Source organism: Microbacterium sp. GXS0129, assembly GCF_044769785.1.
GTDB classification, from domain to species: Bacteria; Actinomycetota; Actinomycetes; order Actinomycetales; family Microbacteriaceae; genus Microbacterium; species Microbacterium nymphoidis.
Window position 1 is genome coordinate 438,702 of sequence record NZ_JBIZVZ010000002.1, and the last position, 22,480, is coordinate 461,181.

A 22,480-nucleotide genomic window follows, 5' to 3' on the forward strand; every position below is an offset into this window, starting at 1 on the left:
GCAGGAAGCGTCCCGTGCATCCTCCCAGTCTAAAGGGGGCGCTCCCGTCCGCGTCTGGGAACGCGCATGTTTCGCGGCGCCATGGTGGCGATGGAGACGGGAGTCTGGGAGGCTGGCGCGATGAGAACACCCGCGGTGGTCGCGTGCGTCCTGTCCGGCGTCGTCGTCGCAGGCCTGTGCGCGCTCGCCGTCACGCCCCTGCTTGTGCCCATCTCCGAGACGCCGGACACCGTTACCGCGGTCACCACATCTCAGCCGGTGCAGACCCCCGCAGTCAGCTCTCCGCCCACCCCCGGGCCAACACCCGAAGAAGTCATCGACGGTCCCGTGGACTTCGTCAACCTCGGCAACGGAATGCTGATCCCCGCAGGCAGGCCGGAGGGTTGTGCGGAACCGGCGTACATCTGGATCGGTTCGATCGACGGCGGCCCCATGCACGCCGACATGCTCGGCGCAGAGCTGGTGGACAGGGGCGTGCGGGAGTTCGCGACGGGCGAGGCCGCCACAGACAGCGAAGGCCGCCCGGCGACCTACACCGTCGCCCCCGGCGACGTCCTGGACATCATCGGCGACCGTTTCTGCATCTACAACGGCATCGCACTCGGCACCCTCAACGGCTATCGGTCCGGTGAGATCCAGCCCGGCGATGTCCTGACGCTCGATGCGGATCTGGTCACCGATTGGGTCTCCCCCTACGACGACTGATCGTCGCCGAATCCCACCGAGGCAACGACGAGGCCCCCGGCACCGAAGCACCGGGGGCCTGCGAACGAGCGAGATCAGACCAGCGAACGCAGCACGTACTGCAAGATGCCGCCGTTGCGGTAGTAGTCGGCCTCACCGGGGGTGTCGATGCGCACCACGGCGTCGAACACGACCTCCTGCTTGCCCTCGGGCGAGAACTCGCTCGGGGTCGCGGTGACCTTGACCGTCTTCGGGGTGACGCCCTCGTTCAGCGCCTCCAGGCCCTCGATCGAGACGATCTCCGTGCCGTCGAGGCCGAGCGATGCCCAGCTCTCACCGGCGGGGAACTGCAGCGGGACCACACCCATGCCGATGAGGTTGGAGCGGTGGATGCGCTCGAAGCTCTCGGTGATGACCGCCTTGACGCCCAGCAGGCTGGTGCCCTTGGCAGCCCAGTCGCGCGACGAACCCGAACCGTACTCCTTGCCGCCGAAGACGACGAGGGGCGTGCCCTGTGCCTGGTAGTTCTGCGACGCGTCGTAGATGTAGGACTGCGGACCACCGGGCTGGGTGAAGTCGCGGGTGAAGCCACCCTCCACCTCGGCGCCGTCGTTGACCGCACGCACCAGCTGGTTCTTCAGGCGGATGTTCGCGAACGTGCCGCGGATCATCACCTCGTGGTTTCCACGGCGCGAGCCGTAGGAGTTGAAGTCCTTCTGGGCCACACCGTGCTCGGTGAGGTACTGCGCGGCGGGCGTACCCGCCTTGATGTTTCCGGCCGGGCTGATGTGGTCGGTCGTGACCGAGTCGCCCAGCGTCGCCATCACGCGCGCGCCGACGATGTCGGTCACCGGGGTGAGCTCCATCGTCATACCGTCGAAGTACGGCGCCTTGCGCACGTAGGTCGAATCGGCGTCCCACTCGAAGACCGGACCGGTCGGGGTGGGCAGGCTCTTCCAGCGCTCGTCGCCGTCGAAAACGGTGGCGTACTGGGTGATGAACTGCTCGCGCGAGATGGAGGAGTCGATGATCTCCTGCACCTCCTCCGGGGCGGGCCAGATGTCCTTGAGGAACACGTCGTTGCCCTCGCCGTCGACACCGAGCGCGTCGTTGTCGAAGTCGAAGTGCATCGAGCCGGCCAGAGCGTAGGCGACCACCAGCGGCGGCGAGGCCAGGTAGTTCATCTTCACGTCGGGGCTGATACGACCCTCGAAGTTGCGGTTGCCGGACAGCACGGCCGTGACAGCAAGGTCGTGGTCGTTGATGGCGCCCGAGACCTCGGGGATGAGCGGACCGGAGTTACCGATGCAGATGGTGCAGCCGTAGCCAACGGTGTAGAACCCGAGACCCTCGAGGTCCTTGTCGAGTCCGGACTTCTCGTAGTAGTCGGTGACGACCTTCGAGCCCGGGCCGAGCGTGGTCTTGACCCACGGCTTCTGCTTCAGGCCCTTCTCGCGCGCCTTGCGTGCGAGCAGACCCGCGGCGATCATCACCGAGGGGTTGGACGTGTTGGTGCACGAGGTGATGGCGGCGAGGGTGACCGCGCCATTGTCGAGGATGTACTTCTGGCCCTCGGGCGTGGTGACCTCGACCGGGTTGGAGGCCTGCGGGGCCGCGGAGGACGCGAGCACCTTGGGCGCCGTCACGGCCGCCTCGATCTCGACCTCCTCACCCGGGACCGAACCAGCGTCGGAGGCGGGGAACGATCCGGCGTCCGCCACGTCCACGGGCGTGGCCTCGGCGTAGTTCAGGATGTCCTGCTCGAACTGGGTCTTGGCCTCGGACAGCAGGATGCGGTCCTGCGGACGCTTCGGGCCGGCGATGGACGGGACGACCGTCGACAGGTCCAGCTCCATGTACTCGGAGTACGAGGGCTCGTTCGCGGCGTCGTGCCAGAGCTTCTGCTCCTTCGCGTACGCCTCGACGAGAGCCACGGCGTGCTCGTCGCGACCGGTGAGACGCAGGTAGTCCAGCGTCACGTCGTCGATCGGGAACATGGCCGCGGTGGAGCCGAACTCCGGCGACATGTTGCCGATGGTGGCGCGGTTGGCCAGCGGCACCGAGCCGACGCCCTCACCGTAGAACTCGACGAACTTGCCGACCACGCCGTGCTTGCGCAGCATGTCGGTGATCGTGAGGACCACGTCCGTCGCGGTGACGCCCGCGGGGATCTCCCCGGTCAGCTTGAAGCCGACCACACGCGGGATCAGCATGGAGACGGGCTGGCCGAGCATGGCGGCCTCGGCCTCGATGCCGCCCACGCCCCAGCCCAGCACACCCAGGCCGTTGACCATCGTGGTGTGCGAGTCGGTGCCGACGCAGGTGTCGGGGTAGGCGCGCAGCACGCCGTTGACGTTGCGGTCGTAGATGACCTTCGCCAGGTGCTCGATGTTGACCTGGTGGACGATTCCGGTGCCCGGGGGAACGACCTTGAAGTCATCGAAGGCGGTCTGGCCCCAGCGCAGGAACTGGTAGCGCTCGCCGTTGCGCTCGTACTCGATCTCGACGTTGCGCTCGATGGCGTCGGGCCGGCCGAACAGGTCCGCGATCACCGAGTGGTCGATGACCATCTCGGCGGGCGAGAGCGGGTTGATCTTGCTCGGGTCGCCGCCGAGGGCGGTGACAGCCTCACGCATGGTGGCGAGGTCCACGATGCAGGGCACACCGGTGAAGTCCTGCATGACAACGCGGGCCGGCGTGAACTGGATCTCGGTGTCGGGATCGGCATCCGGGTTCCAGGAGCCGAGAGCCTGGATCTGCTCCTTGGTCACGTTCGCGCCGTCCTCGGTGCGCAGGAGGTTCTCCAGCAGCACCTTCAGGCTGAAGGGGAGCTTCTCGTAACCCGGGACCTGATCGATCCGGAAGATCTCATAGTCGGTGCTGCCGACCGTCAGGGTGCTCTGTGCACCGAAGCTGTTCACCGTTGACACGAGGTTCTCTCCTTAGCGTCTTTCGTCACCGCTGCGTTCCATCTTGGAGCGCCGAACCGATCAGGGCTAGCAAGGCCCGCCTAACCAGTGTGCGCCGCGAACGCCGCTCGCAACAGCAGGGAATTTATCTTGACGTCAAGATAAATCTATCACGATGCGGGCCGCCGCTCGGCAGCCACGCCACAACGCCGCAGTGGGTGCGACCGACCGGTCGTACCCACTGCGGCGTGTCGCCGTCGGATCAGTCCGTGGCGGGCGCTGCAGCGGCGGGGCCGTCGGCGGATCCGGCATCGGCGCGACGGTACAGGGCGCGGACGGTCAGCCACGTCACGGCCACCAGCGGGGCGAACAGCGGCAGCCCCATCACGAGCTTCAGTGTGCCGAGCAGCGCGACCGCGCTGGACTCGCTTCCGGGCTGCAGTGACGCCAGGTAGACCGGGAACTGCACGGCCAGGCGCAGGAAGAACAGCGCCGCCCAGGCGATGGCGAGCCAGAAGTACACTCGCCGCTTGCGCTTGGAACGTCGCCACGCGGTGCCCTCTCCCATCAGGTACCCCGCTGCCAGCCCGATGAGTGACCAGCCGATCAGCGCGGAGACCAGCAGCGCCAGCCCGTAGGCGGCGTTGGTGATGAGTCCGGGGACGAAGTTGTTCGATGCATTGCCGGTGAACAGCGCCAGAGCCGCCGCGACGACCGCAGCCATCAGCCCGCCGATCGCCGCCGTGGGCGTGGATCGCGCCATCAGCCGCAGCACCGTGAAAACGACCGCCAGACCGACAGAGATGATGAGGGCCGGGATGAGCTTCTGCATGCTGTCGCCGGTCCACAGCGTGAAGGCGAGGATGAAGGCGAGACTCGGCAGCACGCTCTCGGCGATCCCGCGCCAGCCCCCCATGGCCGCCCACACCACGTGTCCGGTGGATGCCTGCCGCGAGGGATCAAGACCAGCCTGGCGCGCCGCATTGCCGAGCGCGGCGCTCAGCAGGTCCGAGGCGGAGGGCTCGGGCGGCGTCAGCGCGGTGCCCTCGCTGTCAGCGGTGGATCCGCCGTCAGACGTGGAGCCGCTCCCCTGCTTGTCGGTCACGCCGCTCCCGGCGCTGCCGGCATCTTCAGCGGGATGAGATCGCGCGGCGGCATCGGCGAGCCGCCGCGCACCACGACTATCGAGCGGAACAGGTCCTCGACCTGCTCGGCCGCCGCCGTGTCATTGGTGGCAGCACCGCCGATGACACCGCGCAGGAACCAGCGCGGGCCGTCGACTCCGACGAACCGAGCCAGCCGCATCTCGGATGAGCTGCCCGCCACGACGGGCACCTCGGCGAGAAGCTCGGGACCGAGGGGCCCCTCCCGCTCCTCCACTCGCCCGCCCTGCTGGCGCACCTGCTCGCTGATCTGCGCGCGGGTCTCCTCCCAGAGTCCCGTGGTGCGCGGCGCCGCGAAAGGCTGCACCTGCAGCGACGAGTCGGCGTAGTCGAGCCCGACCGCGACGATCCGCTTGCTCTGCTCCTCCACCTCGAGGCGCAGGTTGAGCCCTTCGCGCGGCAGCACCTTGATGCCCCCGAGATCGATGTAGGGGCGAACCGGGTTCGCCTCCGACTCGTCGAACGGGCCGCTGGTGGCGCGGTCCTCGGGTGCGGACTTCTCGGCCGACGTGGGCGTCTCGTCGCTCATGCGTTCACTCCTGTCTGTGTGCCGTAACCGGTGGATCCGAATCCGCCCTCGCCTCGCGCGGAGCCGGGAAGCTCCGCCACGGGGATGAAGGTGGCACGGGTGACCGGCATGACGATGAGCTGAGCGATCCGGTCGCCGACGGCCACGTCATACGCGGCCTCGCGATCGGTGTTCAGCAGGGAGACCTTGATCTCGCCGCGATAGCCCGCATCGACGGTCCCGGGCGAGTTGACGATCGTGATCCCGTGCTTGGCAGCAAGACCGCTGCGAGGAACCACGAAGGCCGCATAGCCGTCAGGCAGGGCGATCGAGACGCCGGTGGGAACGAGGGCCCGCTCACCCGGCTCCAGTCGCAGAGCCACCGCGGAGCGCAGGTCGGCGCCGGCGTCACCGGGGTGGGCGTAGCTCGGAGGCTCGGATGCGACAATGAGGACGTCAACGGAATCGGTCACCCCACGAGGGTAATGCAGAATGCAGGGCGAAGAATGACCTCCACCCCCACCTACCGCGAGCGTCTCACGCCCTCCCTCTGGATCCTGCTGTCCGCGGCGGTGGTTGCGCCCATGGTGGCGCTGGTGTTCGTGCGCGTGGAGCCGACGATCGCATTGGCCATCGGAGCTGCCGTCGGCTTCGCCATCATCTGCGCCCTGATCGCGCTTTCCCCTCGCGTGGAGATCTCCGGCGGCGAGCTGCGCGCGGGTCGCGCTCACATTCCCGTGGACTTGCTGGGAACTCCCGCACACGCCGTGAACGACGAAGCCCGCGCTGCTCGAGGTCAGGGCCTCGATGCGCGGGCTTGGCATCTGATCCGGGGCGGGATCGACGGCATCGTCACGATTCCCGTGATCGATCCCGCCGACCCGACGCCGGTCTGGGTGGTGTCCTCCCGGACACCGGATCGCCTGGCTGCGGCGATCGTCGCTGCGCAGCTTACGCAGCGCACTCCCGACAGATAGGACCGGAAGCGGTCTCGTGGTCCAGCTGGGAACGGTGCTTGACCAGGAAGCAGCTCACGCAGGTGAACTCGTCCTCCTGGGGGGGAAGCACGACGACGTCGAGTTCGAGGTCGGAGAGGTCGGCGCCGGGGAGCTCGAACCCTGAGGGGTTGTCTGCATCCTCGGAATCGATCGACCCGGACGCCTTGTCGGGTACGCGTTCCTTGAGGGCCTCGATCGACTCGCTTTCGTCCTCGTTCTTGCGGGGTGCGTCGTAATCGGTGGCCATGACGGGTATATCTCTTCTTCCGTAAATGTGGGGGTCACCTGTGTGAACAGGCGGCGATAGTTTGCATGACCGTGGGAAGTTTCGCAAATGGGTGTTTTCCCAGCTTCGCCATGCATCCCTCGCTGCCGATCAAACTCGCGGCACGCCCGCGGTATTCCCCGCCTCTGCCGGTGCGCGTGGGAGCATGAAACGAACCCACACAGCGGAAGAGGCGTGGCGAAATGGAACAGCTCACCATCATCGGTACCGAGGGCGAACGACTCGTCCTGGTCACCGAGGCCGGCGACCGTTATGCGCTCGCCATCGATGACGTCCTGCGGACCGAGCTGAAGAAGGCCGCGCGCCGGGAAGCCGCCCCGGAGGCGCCGCATGCGAGCCCCCGCGACATCCAGACCCACATCCGCGCCGGTCTGTCCACCACAGAGGTGGCGGAGCTGTTGGGCACCACCGTGGAGGCAGTGCAGCGCTACGAAGGCCCGGTGCTGGCCGAACGCGAGCACATCGTGAGCCAGGCGCTGGCCGTCCCGGTGCTGGTCGGCAGCGAAGTCGAACCCGATGGAACGCTGAGTTTCGGCATGGCCATCCGGGCCAAGCTCGCCGAAGCGGAGGCCTCCGGTGAGCGCTGGACCAGCTGGAAAGGCGAGGACGGCTGGATCGTCAAGCTCGAGTTCGTCTCCGGAGAGGTCGAGCACGACGCACGCTGGGGCTTCGATCCGCGGCGCAGCACGCTGTCCCCGCAGAACTCCGCCGCGACGCAGCTGTCGCGTCAGGGGTCGCTCCCCGAGGGCCTCATCCCCCGCCTGCGGGCGCTGGACACGACGCCCGCAACGGCGGCAGCGACGACAGCGACGCCATGGAAGGACGAGTCCCGCTTCGACAGCGGCGCCTTCGGCCCCCGGCGCCTGCCCGATCCTGCACCGTCCGACGCCGGGGACGGCGCCGAGACCCCGCAGCGGCCCAGCACGGCCGTGGACGCCGCCATGAATCGCGCCCCGGAGCCCGACCGCCCCACGCACCCCGACACCGCTGACCTTCTGGAAGCGCTACGGCGCCGCCGTGGTCAGCGCGAGCCCGCACCCGCTTTGGAAGACGAGGGCGCCGGTCCGGGACTGGTCACAGCACCCGCCCCGCTGGCCCGCATCGATGCCACTCCGGCAGCACCCGCGCCGGCGCCCGCCCCGGTGGAGGCCGGGGACGACGCCGAGATCGTCGCGGAGAAGCAGGCGGCCGCCGAGCGTGACAACGGCAAGGGGCGGCGCGGACGCACGTCGATGCCCAGCTGGGACGAGATCGTCTTCGGCGCACGTACCGAGGACTGACCCGCGCTCAGACCGCGAAGGCTCCGGCGCGGATGAGCGGCACGATCGTCTCCTCCGGCGTGATGCCGCCGTGCTGGCCGACCATCTTCTGGGGACGGGTGTCGGTTCCGCGATCGTCGTAGTAGGCCCAGATCCCGCGACTGACCACGAGCAGATCACCGATTCGCGGCGCGACTTCGGGATGGACCTCGCCGAACAGACCGAGCGCGATCGCCTCGTCGCGCGTGATCACATCGGCCGTGTTCTGCGCATCGGCCGCCCAGCGGGCATGAACGCGAGACCGGTCGGCGCCCGGTTCGGTATAGACGTGCAGCATCCGCGGCTCGCCGCCGACGTGCGCCACCCCGTCCCAGCGCGGGTCGTCCTCCCCGAGGAGCACGTGGCGGAATCGCGGCACGTCGATCATGCCGTGATCAGCCGTCATGACGAGACCGATGTCGTCCGGAATCGGAACCATGAAGGCGCCGTCGACGTCTTCGAGAGCCGCGCGCCACTGCGGCGAGGCGACACCGAATTTGTGGCCGGCCTTGTCAACCTCCGGCAGGTAGCAATACACCAGTGCACCCTCGTGCTGCGCGGCAAGGCGCACAGCCACCGAGACCCGGTTGGAGATGTTGTCGACAGCCACGTACTCGCTCCCGCGCAGAATGGCGCGCGTAAAGCCGGAGTCGGCATACTCCCCCGGTCCGACCGCGAACGACGGACGTCCCTCGGACGCTGCGCGCTCGAACACGGTCTCGCTGCGCTGCCAGGTGCGCGGATCGACACCTTCGCGTTCCCAGCCGCTGAGCTGATTGACCAGCATGTCGGAGCCGGGATCGAGGACTTTGTAGCCCACGAGCCCGTGCTGCCCGGGGTCGGATCCGGTGAGCAGCGAGGTCAGGGCGGCCGCCGTGGTGGATGGGAAGACCGACCGCGCCACATCCCGGCGCCGCATGAGCGAGCCGAGGCGCCGCGCGTGCCCGGTGTGGGCCCGCAGTTGCAGGGCGCCGAGACCGTCGACGACACAGAGCACCCCGGAGCGTGCGGAACCGAATCGTCCCTCGCTCCCCAGCGATTCCAGGACATCCGACGCCACCCCGGTGATGCTCCGAGCGTGCGCGGGCGCGGCAGGTAGCATGAGGGACATCGGGGCCCAGTCTCGCACATTTCCCCGATGCACCCCTGCTGTCAGGGCGTTTCCCTCCACCCGAGTCTCCGGAGATCCACACCGCATGGCACGCAAGTCGACCGATATCGAGCCCGTCGTCGAGCGCATCGAAGACGTCGATGTCTCGGCGGAGATGCAGGGATCATTCCTCGAGTACGCCTATTCGGTCATCTATTCTCGCGCTCTGCCCGATGCCCGCGACGGGATGAAGCCGGTGCAACGCCGCATCCTGTACCAGATGGCCGAGATGGGCCTTCGCCCCGACCGTGGCCACGTCAAGAGCGCGCGCGTGGTCGGCGATGTCATGGGCAAGCTGCACCCGCACGGCGACTCAGCCATCTACGACGCCCTGGTGCGTCTCGCGCAGCCGTTCTCCCTGCGGGTCCCGCTGGTGGACGGTCACGGCAACTTCGGCTCCCTCGATGACGGGCCCGCCGCTTCCCGGTACACCGAGGCGCGCATGGCGCCCCCCGCGATGGCGATGACGGAGAGCCTCGACGAGGACGTCGTCGACTTCATCCCGAACTACGACGGTCAGTACCAGCAGCCGGCCGTGCTGCCTGCCGCATTCCCGAACCTGCTCGTGAACGGCGCGAGCGGCATCGCCGTGGGCATGGCCACCAACATGGCGCCGCACAACCTGATCGAGGTCGTCGCCGCGGCGGTCCACCTGCTGGAGAACCCCGAGGCCACCACCGAAGAGCTCATGGAGTTCGTGCCGGGGCCCGACTTCCCCTCCGGCGGCATCGTCATGGGTCTGGACGGCGTCAAGGACGCCTACGCCACCGGGCGCGGCGCGTTCAAGGTGCGCGCCAAGACGTCGATCGAGTCGCTGGGCCCGCGCAAGACCGGCATCGTCGTCACCGAGCTGCCCTATCAGGTCGGTCCCGAGCGGGTGATCGAGAAGCTCAAGGACGCCGTGACGGCGAAGAAGCTGCAGGGCATCAGCGACGTCCACGACTTCACCGACCGCAACCACGGTCTCCGGATGGTGATCACCGTCAAGACCGGGTTCGATCCCGCCGCGGTGCTGGAGGCCCTCTACCGTTTCACACCGCTCGAGGACTCGTTCTCGATCAACAACGTCGCCCTGGTGGACGGTCAGCCCCAGACGATGGGGCTCAAAGAGCTGCTGCGGGTGTACCTCGACCACCGGATCGAAGTGGTCACACGGCGCAGCCAGTACCGCCTCGACCGGAGACGCGAACGTCTGCACTTGGTCGAGGGCCTGCTCATCGCGATCCTCGACATCGACGAGGTCATCCAGGTCATCCGGACCTCCGATGACTCGGATGCGGCTCGTTCGCGACTTCAGCAGGTGTTCGATCTCTCCGAGCGTCAGGCCGAGTACATCCTGGAGCTGCGCCTGCGGCGCCTGACGAAGTTCTCCCGGATCGAGCTGGAAACCGAGCGGGACAAGCTGACGGCCGAGATCGAAGAGCTCGAACGCCTGCTCGGTGACCCGGTGCTGTTGCGCGGCCAGGTCGCGCGCGAGCTCGACGCTGCCGCGGAAGCCTACGGGACGCCACGGCGCACGCTGTTGCTCAACGCCGCACCGCCGAAGGCCCGCACGGCACGGGCAGCGGCCGCTGCCGACCTGCAGTTCGCGGACGCGCCGACGCTGCTGCTGCTGTCCGCGTCCGGCCGCGCGGTGCGCGTGAACGGCGACGGCGAGACCCCGCTGACGCCGCCGACGCGACGCAGCAAGCACGATGCGGTGCTCGCACGCCTGCACACGACGACTCGGAGTGAGATCGGCGCGGTGACCTCCCACGGGCGTGTGCTGCGCTTCTCCCCCGTCGACCTGCCCTCGGTGCCGCCGGCGTCGGTACAGCTCGCCGCGGGTGTGGCGCTCAAGGACTACCTCGGCATCACCGACAAGGCCGAGCGCATCCTCGCACTCATCCGCTTCGACGACAACACTCCCCTGGCGCTCGGCACCCGCGACGGCGTCGTCAAGCGCGTCATCCCCTCCGCACTCCCCGTCCGTCCGGAGCTGGAGATCATCTCGCTGAAGACCAAGGACATGGTCGTCGGCGCCGTTCCAGCACCCGACGACGCGGAGCTCGTGTTCGTTTCCAGTGACACGCAGCTACTGCACTTCCCCGCCGAGAGCGTGCGGCCTCAGGGTGCCCCCGCGGGCGGTATGGCGGGCATCAAGCTCGGCGCGGGTGCATCCGTCATCTTCTTCGGCGCGGTGGCTCCCGGAGCTGCCGCACAGGTGGTCACCGTCTCCGGCTCTGACGCCATGCTCGCCGGCACCGACGCGGGGCGGGCGAAGGTGAGCGACTTCGCCGAGTTCCCGGGCAAGGGACGCGCCACGGGTGGCGTGCGTTCCCAGGCACTGTTGAAGGGCGAGGATCGCCTGACCCTGGCATGGGTGGGCGAAGACCCGCGGGCGATCGGCGCCGATGGTGCAGTGCGTCAGCTCCCCGCCGGGGGCGCCAAGCGCGACGGGTCCGGTGTGCCGTTGGAGTCCGCCATCGCCTGGGTCGGCACCGCGATCGCCTGACGCTGCTTCATCGCGCGCACATCGCTCGAATCCTCATCGAATGAGAGCAAGGTGCGCACAATGGACCGGGCTCAGATCCACGGGACCATGTTCGCCGGGACGGCGGGGTCGGCGGCGGGGCGTACGGCGGGCGCGATCGACAGCGTGATCCGTGGCGACTGTTGGTACTGGGCCACGACCACGAGGTACCGTCCCGGTGGGCGCCCGATGCGCGGCGTCGCCTCCGTCACGAGCCGTCGGCCCGAGAACCCCGCGGCACCGGTGAGCTCCTTGAACGTGGGAACGGCGAGAACGCCGTGGGAGGCCACGATCGTATGCGTGAACGTGCGGATCGGACGATCCGGACGGCTCTCCGCCGGTGCGAGAACGTCCAGCGCGGCGTCGGGGCCGAGGTGCATCACGATCCCGTGCTCGTGCTGCCGTTCGGCCGCATATCGCGTCAGCTGATCGGCGAGCGTCGGCGCCTCACTGACATAGGACGCGAAAGCGTGCGGATCGATGAGACAGAACCAGCCGTCACGGTCCAGCTGCAGGCGCGTCATCTCAGTCACGCCTCCACCGTATCGCCCGCCGATCTGGATTCATTGCGCGCGATTGGCTCCTCAACACGCCGAATTGGCGCCATTCGCGCGCGATGAACGCGGATCAGGCGTCGATGGATTCGCGAGACAGCCGATCGGACGAGTCGATGATGAACTCGCGGCGGGGGGCGACGTCATTGCCCATCAGCAGCTCGAACACCTGGTTCGCGGCGTCGGCATCGGCAAGCGTCACCCGTCGCAGCAGCCGGCCGCGCTTGTCCATCGTGGTGGTGGCCAGCTGATCCGCGTCCATCTCGCCGAGGCCCTTGTAGCGCTGCACCGGCTCCTGCCAGCGCTTGCCGGCCTTGGTGAGCTTGGCGAGCAGGCCATGGAGTTCCGCTTCGGAGTAGGTGTAGATCGTCTCGTTCGGCTTGGAGCCGGGGTTCATCACGATGACGCGGTGCAGTGGCGGCACGGCCGCGTACACCCGGCCCGCCTCCACCAGCGGGCGCATGTACCGGAAGAACAGGGTGAGCAGAAGCGTACGGATGTGCGCGCCGTCCACGTCGGCATCGCTCATCAGGATGATCTTCCCGTAGCGCGCCTGCGTGATATCGAACGTGCGCCCGGACCCGGCCCCGATGGACTGGATGATGGCAGCGCACTCCGCGTTGCCCAGCATGTCCGAGACGGAGGCCTTCTGCACGTTGAGGATCTTGCCGCGGATCGGCAGGAGCGCCTGGTGCTCGGAGTCACGGGCGAGCTTCGCCGTGCCGAGAGCCGAATCGCCCTCGACGATGAACATCTCGGACTGGGAGACATCGCTGGAGCGGCAGTCGACGAGCTTGACCGGGAGGGAGGACGACTCCAGGGCGTTCTTGCGCCGCTGGGTCTCCTTGTGTGCGCGCGCGGAGATGCGCGCCTTCATCTCGGAGACCACCTTGTCCAGCAGTTGCGAGGCCTGGTTCTTGTCGTCGCGCTTCGTGGACGAGAACCGCGCTCCGAGCTCCTTCGCGACCACGCGCGCCACGATCTGACGCACGGCGGGCGTCCCCAGGACTTCCTTGGTCTGTCCTTCGAACTGCGGCTCCGGAACGGTGACGGTGAGCACCGCCGTGAGGCCCGCCAGCACGTCGTCCTTCTCCGGCTTGTCGCTGCCGGACTTCAGGCGCCGCGCGTTGGCGGCGACCTGGGCGCGGATCACTTTGAGGAGCTCCTGCTCGAAGCCCTGCTGGTGCGTGCCGCCCTTGGGCGTGGCGATGATGTTCACGAACGATCGCGTCGTGGTGTCATAGCCCGTGCCCCAGCGCAGTGCGATGTCCACCGAGCACTCGCGCTCGACGTCCGTGGCCTGCATGGAGCCGTCCGGCTGAAGCACGGGGACGGTCTCGTGGAAGGTGCCCGACCCCTGCAGCCGCCAGGTGTCGGTGATGGGGGCATCGGAGGCGAGGAACTCGACGAATTCGGAGATGCCGCCCTCGTACCGGTGCAGCGACTCGTTGCCACCCTCGGCGCGCTTGTCGACGATGCGGATGCCCAGCCCCGGGACAAGGAAGGCGGTCTGTCGCGCACGCGTCTCCAGCTCGGCGAGCTGGAAGGCGGCGTCCTTCGTGAAGATCTGACGGTCCGCCCAGTACCGCACGCGCGTGCCGCTGACGCCCTTGCGCACCTTGCCCACCACACGCAGCTCGCTGCCGTCCGCGAACGGCGTGAACGGGGCGTCGGGGCGAGGCTCCCCCGCGTCGGCGAACGTGCCGGGCTCGCCGCGGCGGAACGACATCGCGTAGGTCTTGCCATCGCGGTCCACCTCGACGTCGAGTCGCTCAGACAGCGCGTTCACGACCGACGCACCCACGCCGTGCAGACCACCGGAGGCGGCATAGGAGCCGCCGCCGAACTTGCCGCCCGCGTGCAGCTTCGTGAAGACGACCTCAACGCCGGTGAGACCGGTGCGGGGTTCGACATCGACGGGGATGCCGCGACCGCGGTCCTGGACCTCGACGCTGCCGTCATCGCGCAGGATCACATCGATGTCGGCGCCGTTTCCGGCGACCGCTTCGTCGACCGCGTTGTCGATGATCTCCCAGAGGCAGTGCATGAGCCCCGGCGATCCGTTGGATCCGATGTACATGCCGGGGCGCTTGCGGACGGCTTCGAGGCCTTCCAGCACCTGGAGATGATGAGCGGAGTACTCGGCAGTCACGATCCCCATCGTAATTCGCACCGCCGACGCCGCCCGCCAGGCGCGCGGATCTGCGCCGCGCCCGCGTATTCCTGCGGAACGCCGCGTACGCGGTGAGCGAAACACGCGGCCGGACGGGCCCCGCAGACGCCGCACGTGGTTGACTGAAAGCAGTCTTCAGCCGCGCACCCGATCAAGGAGGCACCCGCGATGAACACCACGCTCACCCCCGCCGAGCCGACGGTCTACCGGCTCACCGCGATGGACCGCTGCGATTCGTGCGGCGCCCAGGCTTACATCGCCGCCGAGGTCAACGGCTCAGAGCTCCTCTTCTGCGCCCACCACGGGCGCAAGTACGAGGCCAAGCTCCGCGAGGTCGCCACGTCCTGGCACGATGAGACCGCGCGTCTCGCCGAGGCCAACTGACTCACGAAGAAGGGGGCTCCCGCTGCGGCGGGAGCCCCCTTCTCATATCCGGATGCTCATGCGCGGTAGGTGCGCGGAAGGTCCGATGCGAGCCGAAGGACGATCTCCTCGCCGATCGTGCCCAGACGCTCCGCGAGATCGGTGGCGGAATCCGCCGGCGCCGTACCGAACAGCGTGACCACCTGTCCCGCCTCCGCGTTGTCCCAGTGCGGGATGCGCAGCGTCTCGGCCGCGATCTCCGTCACGGGGAGCCGTCCCCCCGGGGTCGCCGCGGTCAGCACCCCGGCAGCTGTCGACATGAGCCCGGTGACGTAGCCTGCACCGATGATCGTGTCCTTGCGGCCGACCTTCTCAACCTCCGCCTGGAGCGATCCCACGATCGCCAGCCCCAGCTCGGCCTCCGACGGACCGTCGGCTGAGCGGATGCCGTAGTGGAAGGCACCGATGCGCACCATGTCATATCGGAACTCGGGGCGGGCGAAGGCGGCGGCGCTCGCCGCCAGGTGCAGCTTCTGCGGGGCGAGCCCGGCAGCACGCGCCTGAGCCACGGCAGCATCGAACACCGCCCGAGCGTCGTCGTCATCGGCATCCGAGGCTTCGCCGATGTGCGACCAGATGCCGACGACCCGTACCAGCCCGAGGGCCTCCAGCTGGGCCGCGCGATCCACGAACACGGGCCACTCCTCCGGCCGCACGCCGTTGCGGTGCAGCCCGGTGTCGATCTTCAGATGCACATCTGCGGTCACGGCCCGGGTCTGAGCGACAGCAGCCACATCCTCCAGGAGCGCGGCGGAGCCGACCCCGATGTCCAGACGCGCCCCCAGTGCGTCAGCCACATCGTCCCGTCCCGCCAGCATCCACGCGAACACGCGCGCGTCGGGCGCCAGGGCGCGAACGGCCACACCCGTGCACACGTCCAGAGCGCCGAACCACGTGACGCCCTCGGCGACGGCGCGGCTCACGACGCTGTCGAGACCGTGCCGGTAGGCGTCATCCTTCACCACGAGCATCGCCTCCGCCGGGGCAACGCGCTCCCGCACGGTGCGGATGTTGGCCGACAGCGCCGCCAGATCGACCACGAACTCTGCACTCACGCCACGACCTCCCGACGCGCCCGGTTGCCGATCGCCGGCAACAGCTCCTCCAGACCGAGCCCAGTGAGGGAGATCCACTCCGCCCAGGCCGGCTCTCCGCGGTCCGGGTCGCCGAGGAACACGACTTCGCCGCCCGGCGCGACATCGGACGCCCCGACGTCGACGACGCAGACGTCCATCGCCACGCGCCCCACGATCGGGCGGCGGTCACCGTTCACCGTGACCGCCAGGCGATTGCCGAGCGAGCGCACGATGCCCTGCGCATAGCCGCCGGTCACCAGCGCCACCCGGGTGTCCTCGGACGCCGTGAACGTGTAGCCGTAGGACACGCTCTCACCCGCGCGCAACACCTTCACACCCAGGACGTCGCCGCTCAGCGTGACCGCCGGCCGGGTCTGCGGGAGGGCTCCCGCGGCGACGGCCGCCGTCACCACAGCGAAGGTGGGCGGAACCTCACCCGCGAAGGCCGAGGGCCCTGCGTCATCCACGATGCCCGCCAGCGACTGTTCCCGAGCCACGGCGGTGATCAGCTCGGCGCCGAGTCCCCACCCGTCGTGGCGCGCGTCGGCGTACACCTCACGGGGATGACCGGAGAGGTTCGCGGCCACGGCGGAGCGGGACACGCGCAGGATGGGATGGGTGCGGCCGATGAGGTCGTGCGCGGAGGTCATCGCATACGGCCTTCCGTGCGTTCGGAGGGGGCGTTGTCGTGCATAGGAGCCTTTCGGATGCGCTTCGGGACCGGGCGCCGAATGGCGGATCTCCGGTCCATCTGCCGTGCGGACACCGCCGTCGATCCTAGTCGCCACCGCTCCGCAGCCCCTGTGGATCCTGCCCGGATGCTCAGGGGCGCGCGATACCCGCCGGTAAACTGAGGGCGAGAAATCAAAGGAGCACCATGGCCTCGTCTGCCTCATCCCTCCCGGTGCGCGTCAAGTACGCGGTCGATCGCGCGCTGCGCATCAACACCGGATCGCTGATCGCGCGCGCCAAGGAGACCGCCGCGCACCACCACCGTGCGGTCCCCGCCGTGGTGCTGGACATGCTGTGGTCCGCGGCTCGTCACGACGTCGGCTTCCAGGACTACGTCGACTACGACTTCGCGATCCTCAGCCGTGCCGAGCGCGCCACCTACATGACGCACCCGATCTCGAACCGCATGTCGCAGCTGCTCGACAAGCCGGAGGGGCGCGCAACGTTCCACGACAAGATCGCGTTCAACCGCGCGTTCGCACCGTACCTGGGCCGCGAGTGGCTCGTGCTGGGTGAGAACCCCGCGTCGGACGCGGACGCGCTCCAGGCGTTCGCCGAGCGCCACCCCACGTTCATCGCCAAGACCCCGCAGGGCTCCGCAGGTCTCGGGGTGCACCGCTACCAGGCCGCGGAGGTGTCCGATTGGAAGGCCTTCACTGCGGAGCTCGTCGGACGCGGTGAGCTGCTGATCGAGGAGGTCATCCTCCAGCACGAGGACATCGCAGCGTACTGCCCCGGAACCGTGAACACGACCCGCGTCACGGCGTACTTCGACGGCACCAAGACCCACATCCTCGCAGCGGCCCAGAAGTTCGGACGCGGCGCGGTCAGTGACCAGATGTCGTTCGGCGGCTTCTACACGATGCTCGACGACAACGGTCACGCCCGCAGCGCCGGCTACGACTCGCACGAGAACGTCCACGAACTCCACCCCGACACCCACAAACGCATCGCCGACTTCCAGCTGCCCATGTGGGATGAAGTCGTCGCGTACGTGGACCGCATCGCGCGCGTGATCCCGTCGATCCCCTACGTGGGCTGGGACATCGTGGTGACCCCGAACGGGCCTGTCGTCATCGAGGGCAACTGGGCGGCCGGCGTGTACGAGAACAAGCCGAGCGTGAGCGGCATCCGCACCGGACACCGCGAACGCTATCGCGCGGCCACAGGTATCTGAGGCACCGAGAAACGCAGAAGGGGCTCCGTCACGAGTGACGGAGCCCCTTCTGCGTTCTCAGGCCTTGCGGATCACGCCGAGCGGCGTGGACTGGTGTCCCTGGCCCAGCGGATTGTCCTTGAGGATGCGCACGAGGCGCTGCTCCCCCGCCTTCGACAGCGTGGAGCCCAGGATGTTGCCACCCAGGTCGTTGATGTCGACCACGGCCACATCGGCCGGAGTCTTCAGCAGCGCCTTGAGGTGCGCCGCAACCTCGGCCGGACGCTCCGGTCCGAGGACCACGGCCTTGTTGTAGGGCGGGATGGTGCCACTGGTGGGCCCATCGATCGCTCGTGCCTTGTCTCCCGCGATGCGGTAGAAGTCGCCCTTGCGCCCGAACGCCTTGGTCACTGCGGCGACGGCCGCAGCGAACAGGATCTTCGGGGTGCCGCACTCGCGCAGCGCCATCTCCATGGTCTCGGGCATGCCGAGACCGATGCCGTACGGGGTGCGGGTGACGTACTTGGAAAGGAAGTGCGCCAGCTTTCGCGGCGTGATGTCTTCCACCAGGTAGGAGCGCCCCTGCGTGATCGCGACGATCTTCTCGGTCACGAACAGCGTGTCGCCGGGCACCAGGGTGCCCTCGGTGACGTACTGCTGGATGAATGCATCCAGGTCGTCTCCCGGCATGACGACATGCGTCTTGATCGGAAGCCGCTGGAACTGCTCGCCGTCGACCTCGATGAGGAGGTTCTTGCCTTCGTTCGCCTCTGCCATGCTCTTTCCCATCACTCCAGGTAGTCCCGGAGCGACTGTGAGCGGCTCGGGTGGCGAAGCTTCGCCATCGTCTTCGATTCGATCTGACGGATGCGCTCGCGCGTGACACCGAACGTGTCGCCGATCTGGTCCAGGGTCTTGGGCTGACCGTCGCCCAGGCCGAAGCGCATGCGGATCACGCCCGCCTCGCGTTCGCTCAGCGAGTCCAGCAGGCTCTCCAGCTGGCGCTGCAGCATGGTGAAGCCCACCGCGTCCGCGGGGACCACCGCGTCGGTGTCCTCGATGAGGTCACCGAACTCGCTGTCGCCGTCCTCGCCGAGGGGCGTGTGCAGCGAGATCGGCTCGCGGCCGTACTTCTGCACCTCGATGACCTTCTCGGGGGTCATGTCGAGCTCACGCGACAGCTCCTCGGGCGTGGGTTCGCGACCCAGGTCCTGGAGCATCTGGCGCTGCACGCGGGCGAGCTTGTTGATGACCTCGACCATGTGCACCGGAATGCGGATGGTGCGAGCCTGGTCGGCCATGGCGCGGGTGATGGCCTGGCGGATCCACCACGTGGCGTAGGTGGAGAACTTGAAGCCCTTGGTGTAGTCGAACTTCTCCACGGCGCGGATGAGGCCGAGGTTGCCCTCCTGGATCAGGTCCAGGAACTGCATGCCACGACCGGTGTAGCGCTTGGCGAGCGAGACCACGAGTCGGAGGTTGGCGCCGAGCAGGTGGCTCTTGGCACGCTGACCGTCGCGGGCGACCCACTGCAGGTCCAGGCCCAGCTGGCTGGACTTCTCCGCCGCGGACATCTTGGACAGCTTCTCCTCGGCGAACAGGCCCGCCTCGATGCGCATGGCCAGCTCGACCTCCTGCTCCGCGTTCAGGAGCGGGACCTTACCGATCTGCTTCAGGTAGTCCTTGACAGGGTCGGCGGTGGCGCCGGAGATCTGAGTGGAGTAGACGGGGACATCGTCCTCGTCGGAGGAGGAGATGACGATGGCGCCCGTGGGCAGCGGCTCGGTGGCGACGGGCTTGGTCGCCCCCTCCTCGTCGTCCTTCTCCTCGGTGGTGTCATCCGACTTGTCGTCGACGATCTCCGCCTCGACGTCGACGTCTTCCGCATCGTCCTCGTCGGGCTCGTCCTCTTCGGACTTCTTCTTGCGTCCGCCGGCCGCCTTCGCGGTGGTCGCGCGAGGCTTCTTGGCCGCAGGCGTCGCGGCGGCCTTTCCGGTCGTCTTCGCAGCCGCCCCGCGCTTGGCGGCGGGCTTGGCTGCGGCCGCCGTGGCGGTCTCGTCCGTCTCGGTGTCCTTCGCTGCGGTCCGCGTGGTCTTGGTCGTGGCAGGGGTCACGGTTCACCTTTCACCGGCGTGCTCCGGATGTTTCACACACACGTAAGACCCTTGTCAAGTCCCTGAGCCTTTCAGCTCGTGGGGTCGACAACGGGTCGGTCCCCTATTGTCTCACACGTCGGCGCGGGGAAACACCAATCGACGCGTTCAGGAAAACGCGTTCGCGGCCCCCGGTATTCCCGGGGATCGTGGCATGCTGCGGCGTGTCGGGGCTCAGCCCAGACCGGAAGCACCCTTGTCCTCGTCACCGGGCCGGTTGGCGAGGAATCGCTCCAGTTCGGCCGCCAGTTCGTCGGCGCTCGGAAGAGGAGCACCGTCCAGGAGCGTCTCGCTGGTGTACTCCCCCCGCTCCATCTCGTGGAACTGACCCGCTCGATACGCGTCGTAGCGCACCTCGAGAGCGGCGATCATGCGCTGCAGCTCCTCGTTGTCGGCGATCTGCTCCTCCACCTTGCCCAGGAAGTCGCGGTTCGCCTCCACGATCGGATCGGTCGCGAACACCAGTCCGGTGGCGGCCGTCATCTTCTCCAGTGCGACCAGCATCGCACCGGGGTACTCGGTGTCGGCCAGATAGTGCGGAACGAGGAGGACGAGCCCGGCGATCGAGGTGCCGTTCTCTGCGAGGCGGTACTCGAGCAGGTGTCCCGCTGTGGCGGGAACCTGCGTCTCGGGCTGCCAGACCGACAGCGCGGCAATGAGATCCTCCCGGTTCCCCGAGACCGTGACACCGATGGGCCGCGTGTGCGGAACCGGCATGCCGATCGCGTGCACCCACGTGACACCGGACACCCTGTGCTCGGCGGCGAGGTCCAGCACCACGTCGGCGAACGCCTCCCAGGCGAAATCCGGCTCGTAACCGGACAGCAGCAGGAACTGCTGGCCCAGCACGTCGTGGGCGAGCGAGAGCTCCAGCCGCGGCGGACGGTAGTCGGTGAGGTGATCGCGCACGAAGGTGACGATCGGTCGACGCGCCCGGTAATCCAGCAGCACATCGTTGGAGAAGCGCCCGAGCACGTCTGCGGTGCCATCCTCACGGAAGCGGTTGATCAGGCCCGCCACGGCGCCGCCCGCATCCGTGAAGCCGGTCATCAGAACGACCAGCGGAAGGCCGGCCGGAACGGCACGCGGAGGAAGAACGCGTTCGAAGATCTCGGAGGGCTGGGGCATCCTTCCATGCTACGAGGACCACGGCCACCGAGGGCCGGTGCCCCGACCGCTGTCAGCGAACACACCGACGCGACGAGACCGTGCTCTCCCTAGGATGGGGGCATGTCGGTTCCCGAGATTCAGCTGTCCTCGTCCCTGTCATTCGAACCGGAGGCCGAGGCGACTCTCGTCCTCGTCCCGGCGCTGCCGGCCCCCGATGCCCTCGCCGCCTGGCCCGGACTCGCCGATGCCCTCACGGCGATCGGCTTCTCGGGATCGTTCGCAGCTTTCACGCGTGTGCCGCTGCTGTCGCTCACCGACAAGCCCCTCGCCGTGGTCGGACTCGGCGATCGCACGGACGCTGCAGGCGTGCGTGATGCAGTCGGCGCGGGAGTGCGCTCCCTGACCGGCTTCTCCTCCGTGCACGTCCACCTGGACGCCGCGCCCGCAGGCACCGCCACCGCCGCCGCCGAGGGCGCACTGCTGGGCGCCTACACGTTCGACTCCTTCAAGACGTCGGGTCGCACGGAGCGTGCCACCAGCATCACCGTTCACACGACGGAGCAGGTGGACACCGCAGCAGCGGTGAGCATCGCGGAGGCCGTCGCCCTGGTGAAGGACCTCACCACCACCCCCGCGGAGTGGCAGAGCCCTCAGCAGCTGACCGAGTCGGCCCTCGCCGCCGTCGACGGGCTGCCGGTCGAGGTGACCGTCTGGGACGAGGAGCGCCTGGCCGCAGAAGGATTCGGTGGCATCCTCGGTGTGGGTCAGGGCTCCGACCGCCCGCCCCGCCTCGTGCGGCTCAGCTACTCGCCGGCGGACGCCACGCGTCACGTCGCCCTCGTCGGCAAGGGCATCACCTTCGACACCGGCGGACTCTCGCTGAAGCCCGCGTCGTCGATGGTGGGCATGAAGGACGACATGTGCGGTGCGGCCACGGTGCTCGCCGTGGTCCGCGCTGCCGCGCAGCAGCGGCTGTCCACCCGTGTCACCGCCTGGATGTGCATCGCAGACAACATGCCGTCCGGCCGCGCCATCCGCCCCGGTGACGTGCTGCGCATGTACGGCGGCCAGACGGTGGAGGTGCTCAACACGGATGCAGAGGGACGCCTCGTCCTGGGCGACGGCCTGGTGGCCGCCAGCGAGGAGCACCCGGACCTGATCATCGATGTCGCGACGCTGACCGGAGCGATCATGGTGGCGCTCGGCAACCGCCACACCGGTGTGTTCGGCGATGACGAGGCCGTGGAGGCGTTCCTCGATGCCGCTGCCGCCGCGGGCGAAGACGCCTGGCCGATGCCGCTCCCGGACTTCATGGAGAGCGACCTCGACTCCCCGATCGCCGACATGCGAAACGCCAACATGGGCAGCCGCAACGGAGGAGCGCTCTTTGCCGGGCTGTTCCTGCGCCGCTTCGTGGGTCCGGTGTCCGACGAAGAGGACGCGCCTCGCATCCCGTGGGTACACCTGGACATCGCTGCATCGTCCCTGAATGACTCCGCCCCGTTCGGCTACACCGACAAGGGCGTCACCGGAGCGACCGTCCGGTCGATCCTCGAGCTGATCTCGCGCTAGCCACAAGCCGCGCGAGTGCGAAC

20 protein-coding genes are annotated in these 22,480 nt (G+C 68.3%); 7 read left to right on the forward strand and 13 right to left on the reverse strand.

What is annotated here, in order from left to right:
* The first annotated feature begins 120 nt into the window (after positions 1-120).
* Positions 121-705 (forward strand): hypothetical protein, encoded by a 585-nt coding sequence (locus ACIQJ5_RS08500; protein WP_402842842.1) that lies wholly within the window; start codon positions 121-123, stop codon positions 703-705.
* A 74-nt stretch (positions 706-779) separates the two neighbouring features.
* Here the strand turns inward: ACIQJ5_RS08500 and acnA are convergent, their stop codons facing one another.
* The 4 genes from acnA to dut form a co-directional block, all read right to left on the reverse strand.
* Positions 780-3,614 (reverse strand): aconitate hydratase AcnA, encoded by a 2,835-nt coding sequence (gene acnA / locus ACIQJ5_RS08505; RefSeq protein WP_402842845.1) that lies wholly within the window; start codon positions 3,612-3,614, stop codon positions 780-782.
* Between the two features lie 241 nt (positions 3,615-3,855).
* On the reverse strand, positions 3,856-4,629 hold the full coding sequence (locus tag ACIQJ5_RS08510; protein WP_231091371.1) for a DUF3159 domain-containing protein: 774 nt from the start codon (positions 4,627-4,629) through the stop codon (positions 3,856-3,858).
* A gap of 65 nt (positions 4,630-4,694) precedes the next feature.
* Positions 4,695-5,285 (reverse strand): DUF3710 domain-containing protein, encoded by a 591-nt coding sequence (locus tag ACIQJ5_RS08515; protein ID WP_231090279.1) that lies wholly within the window; start codon positions 5,283-5,285, stop codon positions 4,695-4,697.
* Positions 5,282-5,737, reverse strand: coding sequence for a dUTP diphosphatase (gene dut, locus ACIQJ5_RS08520; RefSeq protein WP_402842848.1), 456 nt, complete (start codon positions 5,735-5,737; stop codon positions 5,282-5,284). Before dut ends, ACIQJ5_RS08515 begins: the two co-directional genes overlap by 4 nt.
* 33 nt (positions 5,738-5,770) lie before the next feature.
* Here dut and ACIQJ5_RS08525 point away from each other — a divergent pair, with 33 nt between their 5' ends.
* Entirely contained in the window at positions 5,771-6,241 is a 471-nt protein-coding gene (locus ACIQJ5_RS08525; RefSeq protein WP_231090281.1) for a DUF3093 domain-containing protein, read from the forward strand.
* Here the strand turns inward: ACIQJ5_RS08525 and ACIQJ5_RS08530 are convergent.
* Positions 6,216-6,509, reverse strand: coding sequence for a DUF4193 domain-containing protein (locus tag ACIQJ5_RS08530; protein ID WP_231090282.1), 294 nt, complete (start codon positions 6,507-6,509; stop codon positions 6,216-6,218). The two genes, ACIQJ5_RS08525 and ACIQJ5_RS08530, sit on opposite strands and share 26 nt — an antisense overlap.
* 221 nt (positions 6,510-6,730) lie before the next feature.
* Here ACIQJ5_RS08530 and sepH point away from each other — a divergent pair, with 221 nt between their 5' ends.
* Entirely contained in the window at positions 6,731-7,828 is a 1,098-nt protein-coding gene (gene sepH, locus ACIQJ5_RS08535; protein ID WP_231090283.1) for a septation protein SepH, read from the forward strand.
* 7 nt (positions 7,829-7,835) lie between these two features.
* Here sepH and ACIQJ5_RS08540 read toward each other — a convergent pair whose 3' ends face one another.
* Positions 7,836-8,906, reverse strand: a complete 1,071-nt coding sequence (locus ACIQJ5_RS08540; RefSeq protein ID WP_402842853.1) for an alkaline phosphatase family protein — start codon at positions 8,904-8,906, stop codon at positions 7,836-7,838.
* A 136-nt stretch (positions 8,907-9,042) separates the two neighbouring features.
* Between ACIQJ5_RS08540 and ACIQJ5_RS08545 the strand changes: the two genes are divergently transcribed.
* Entirely contained in the window at positions 9,043-11,490 is a 2,448-nt protein-coding gene (locus ACIQJ5_RS08545) for a DNA topoisomerase (ATP-hydrolyzing) subunit A (protein WP_402842855.1), read from the forward strand.
* 71 nt (positions 11,491-11,561) lie between these two features.
* On the opposite strand, the gene ACIQJ5_RS08550 is transcribed toward ACIQJ5_RS08545, so the two are convergent.
* Both ACIQJ5_RS08550 and ACIQJ5_RS08555 read right to left on the reverse strand, forming a co-directional pair.
* Positions 11,562-12,041 (reverse strand): hypothetical protein, encoded by a 480-nt coding sequence (locus ACIQJ5_RS08550; protein ID WP_402842858.1) that lies wholly within the window; start codon positions 12,039-12,041, stop codon positions 11,562-11,564.
* Between the two features lie 94 nt (positions 12,042-12,135).
* Positions 12,136-14,223, reverse strand: coding sequence for a type IIA DNA topoisomerase subunit B (locus ACIQJ5_RS08555; protein WP_231090287.1), 2,088 nt, complete (start codon positions 14,221-14,223; stop codon positions 12,136-12,138).
* A gap of 180 nt (positions 14,224-14,403) precedes the next feature.
* Between ACIQJ5_RS08555 and ACIQJ5_RS08560 the strand changes: the two genes are divergently transcribed.
* Entirely contained in the window at positions 14,404-14,619 is a 216-nt protein-coding gene (locus ACIQJ5_RS08560; protein ID WP_231090288.1) for a hypothetical protein, read from the forward strand.
* A gap of 56 nt (positions 14,620-14,675) precedes the next feature.
* On the opposite strand, the gene ACIQJ5_RS08565 is transcribed toward ACIQJ5_RS08560, so the two are convergent.
* Together ACIQJ5_RS08565 and ACIQJ5_RS08570 are read right to left on the reverse strand one after the other, a co-directional pair.
* A complete protein-coding gene (locus ACIQJ5_RS08565) occupies positions 14,676-15,713 on the reverse strand; it encodes an alanine racemase (RefSeq protein WP_402842862.1) in 1,038 nt (345 codons plus the stop codon).
* Complete coding sequence (locus ACIQJ5_RS08570; RefSeq protein WP_231090290.1) at positions 15,710-16,384, reverse strand: alanine racemase C-terminal domain-containing protein; 675 nt, start codon at positions 16,382-16,384, stop codon at positions 15,710-15,712. Before ACIQJ5_RS08570 ends, ACIQJ5_RS08565 begins: the two co-directional genes overlap by 4 nt.
* A 227-nt stretch (positions 16,385-16,611) precedes the next feature.
* Between ACIQJ5_RS08570 and ACIQJ5_RS08575 the strand changes: the two genes are divergently transcribed.
* On the forward strand, positions 16,612-17,643 hold the full coding sequence (locus ACIQJ5_RS08575; protein WP_402842866.1) for a sugar-transfer associated ATP-grasp domain-containing protein: 1,032 nt from the start codon (positions 16,612-16,614) through the stop codon (positions 17,641-17,643).
* A gap of 57 nt (positions 17,644-17,700) precedes the next feature.
* Here ACIQJ5_RS08575 and ACIQJ5_RS08580 read toward each other — a convergent pair whose 3' ends face one another.
* The 3 genes from ACIQJ5_RS08580 to ACIQJ5_RS08590 all read right to left on the reverse strand — a co-directional run bounded on the left by ACIQJ5_RS08580 (position 17,701) and on the right by ACIQJ5_RS08590 (position 20,903).
* Positions 17,701-18,399, reverse strand: a complete 699-nt coding sequence (locus ACIQJ5_RS08580) for a coenzyme F420-0:L-glutamate ligase (protein ID WP_231090292.1) — start codon at positions 18,397-18,399, stop codon at positions 17,701-17,703.
* 11 nt (positions 18,400-18,410) lie between these two features.
* The gene (locus ACIQJ5_RS08585; protein WP_231090293.1) at positions 18,411-19,736 is read right to left on the reverse strand and encodes an RNA polymerase sigma factor; all 1,326 of its coding nucleotides are present in this window, start codon (positions 19,734-19,736) and stop codon (positions 18,411-18,413) included.
* Between the two features lie 213 nt (positions 19,737-19,949).
* A complete protein-coding gene (locus ACIQJ5_RS08590; protein ID WP_231090294.1) occupies positions 19,950-20,903 on the reverse strand; it encodes a proteasome assembly chaperone family protein in 954 nt (317 codons plus the stop codon).
* 102 nt (positions 20,904-21,005) lie between these two features.
* Between ACIQJ5_RS08590 and ACIQJ5_RS08595 the strand changes: the two genes are divergently transcribed.
* A complete protein-coding gene (locus ACIQJ5_RS08595; RefSeq protein WP_402842871.1) occupies positions 21,006-22,457 on the forward strand; it encodes a leucyl aminopeptidase in 1,452 nt (483 codons plus the stop codon).
* Positions 22,458-22,480 lie beyond the last annotated feature (23 nt).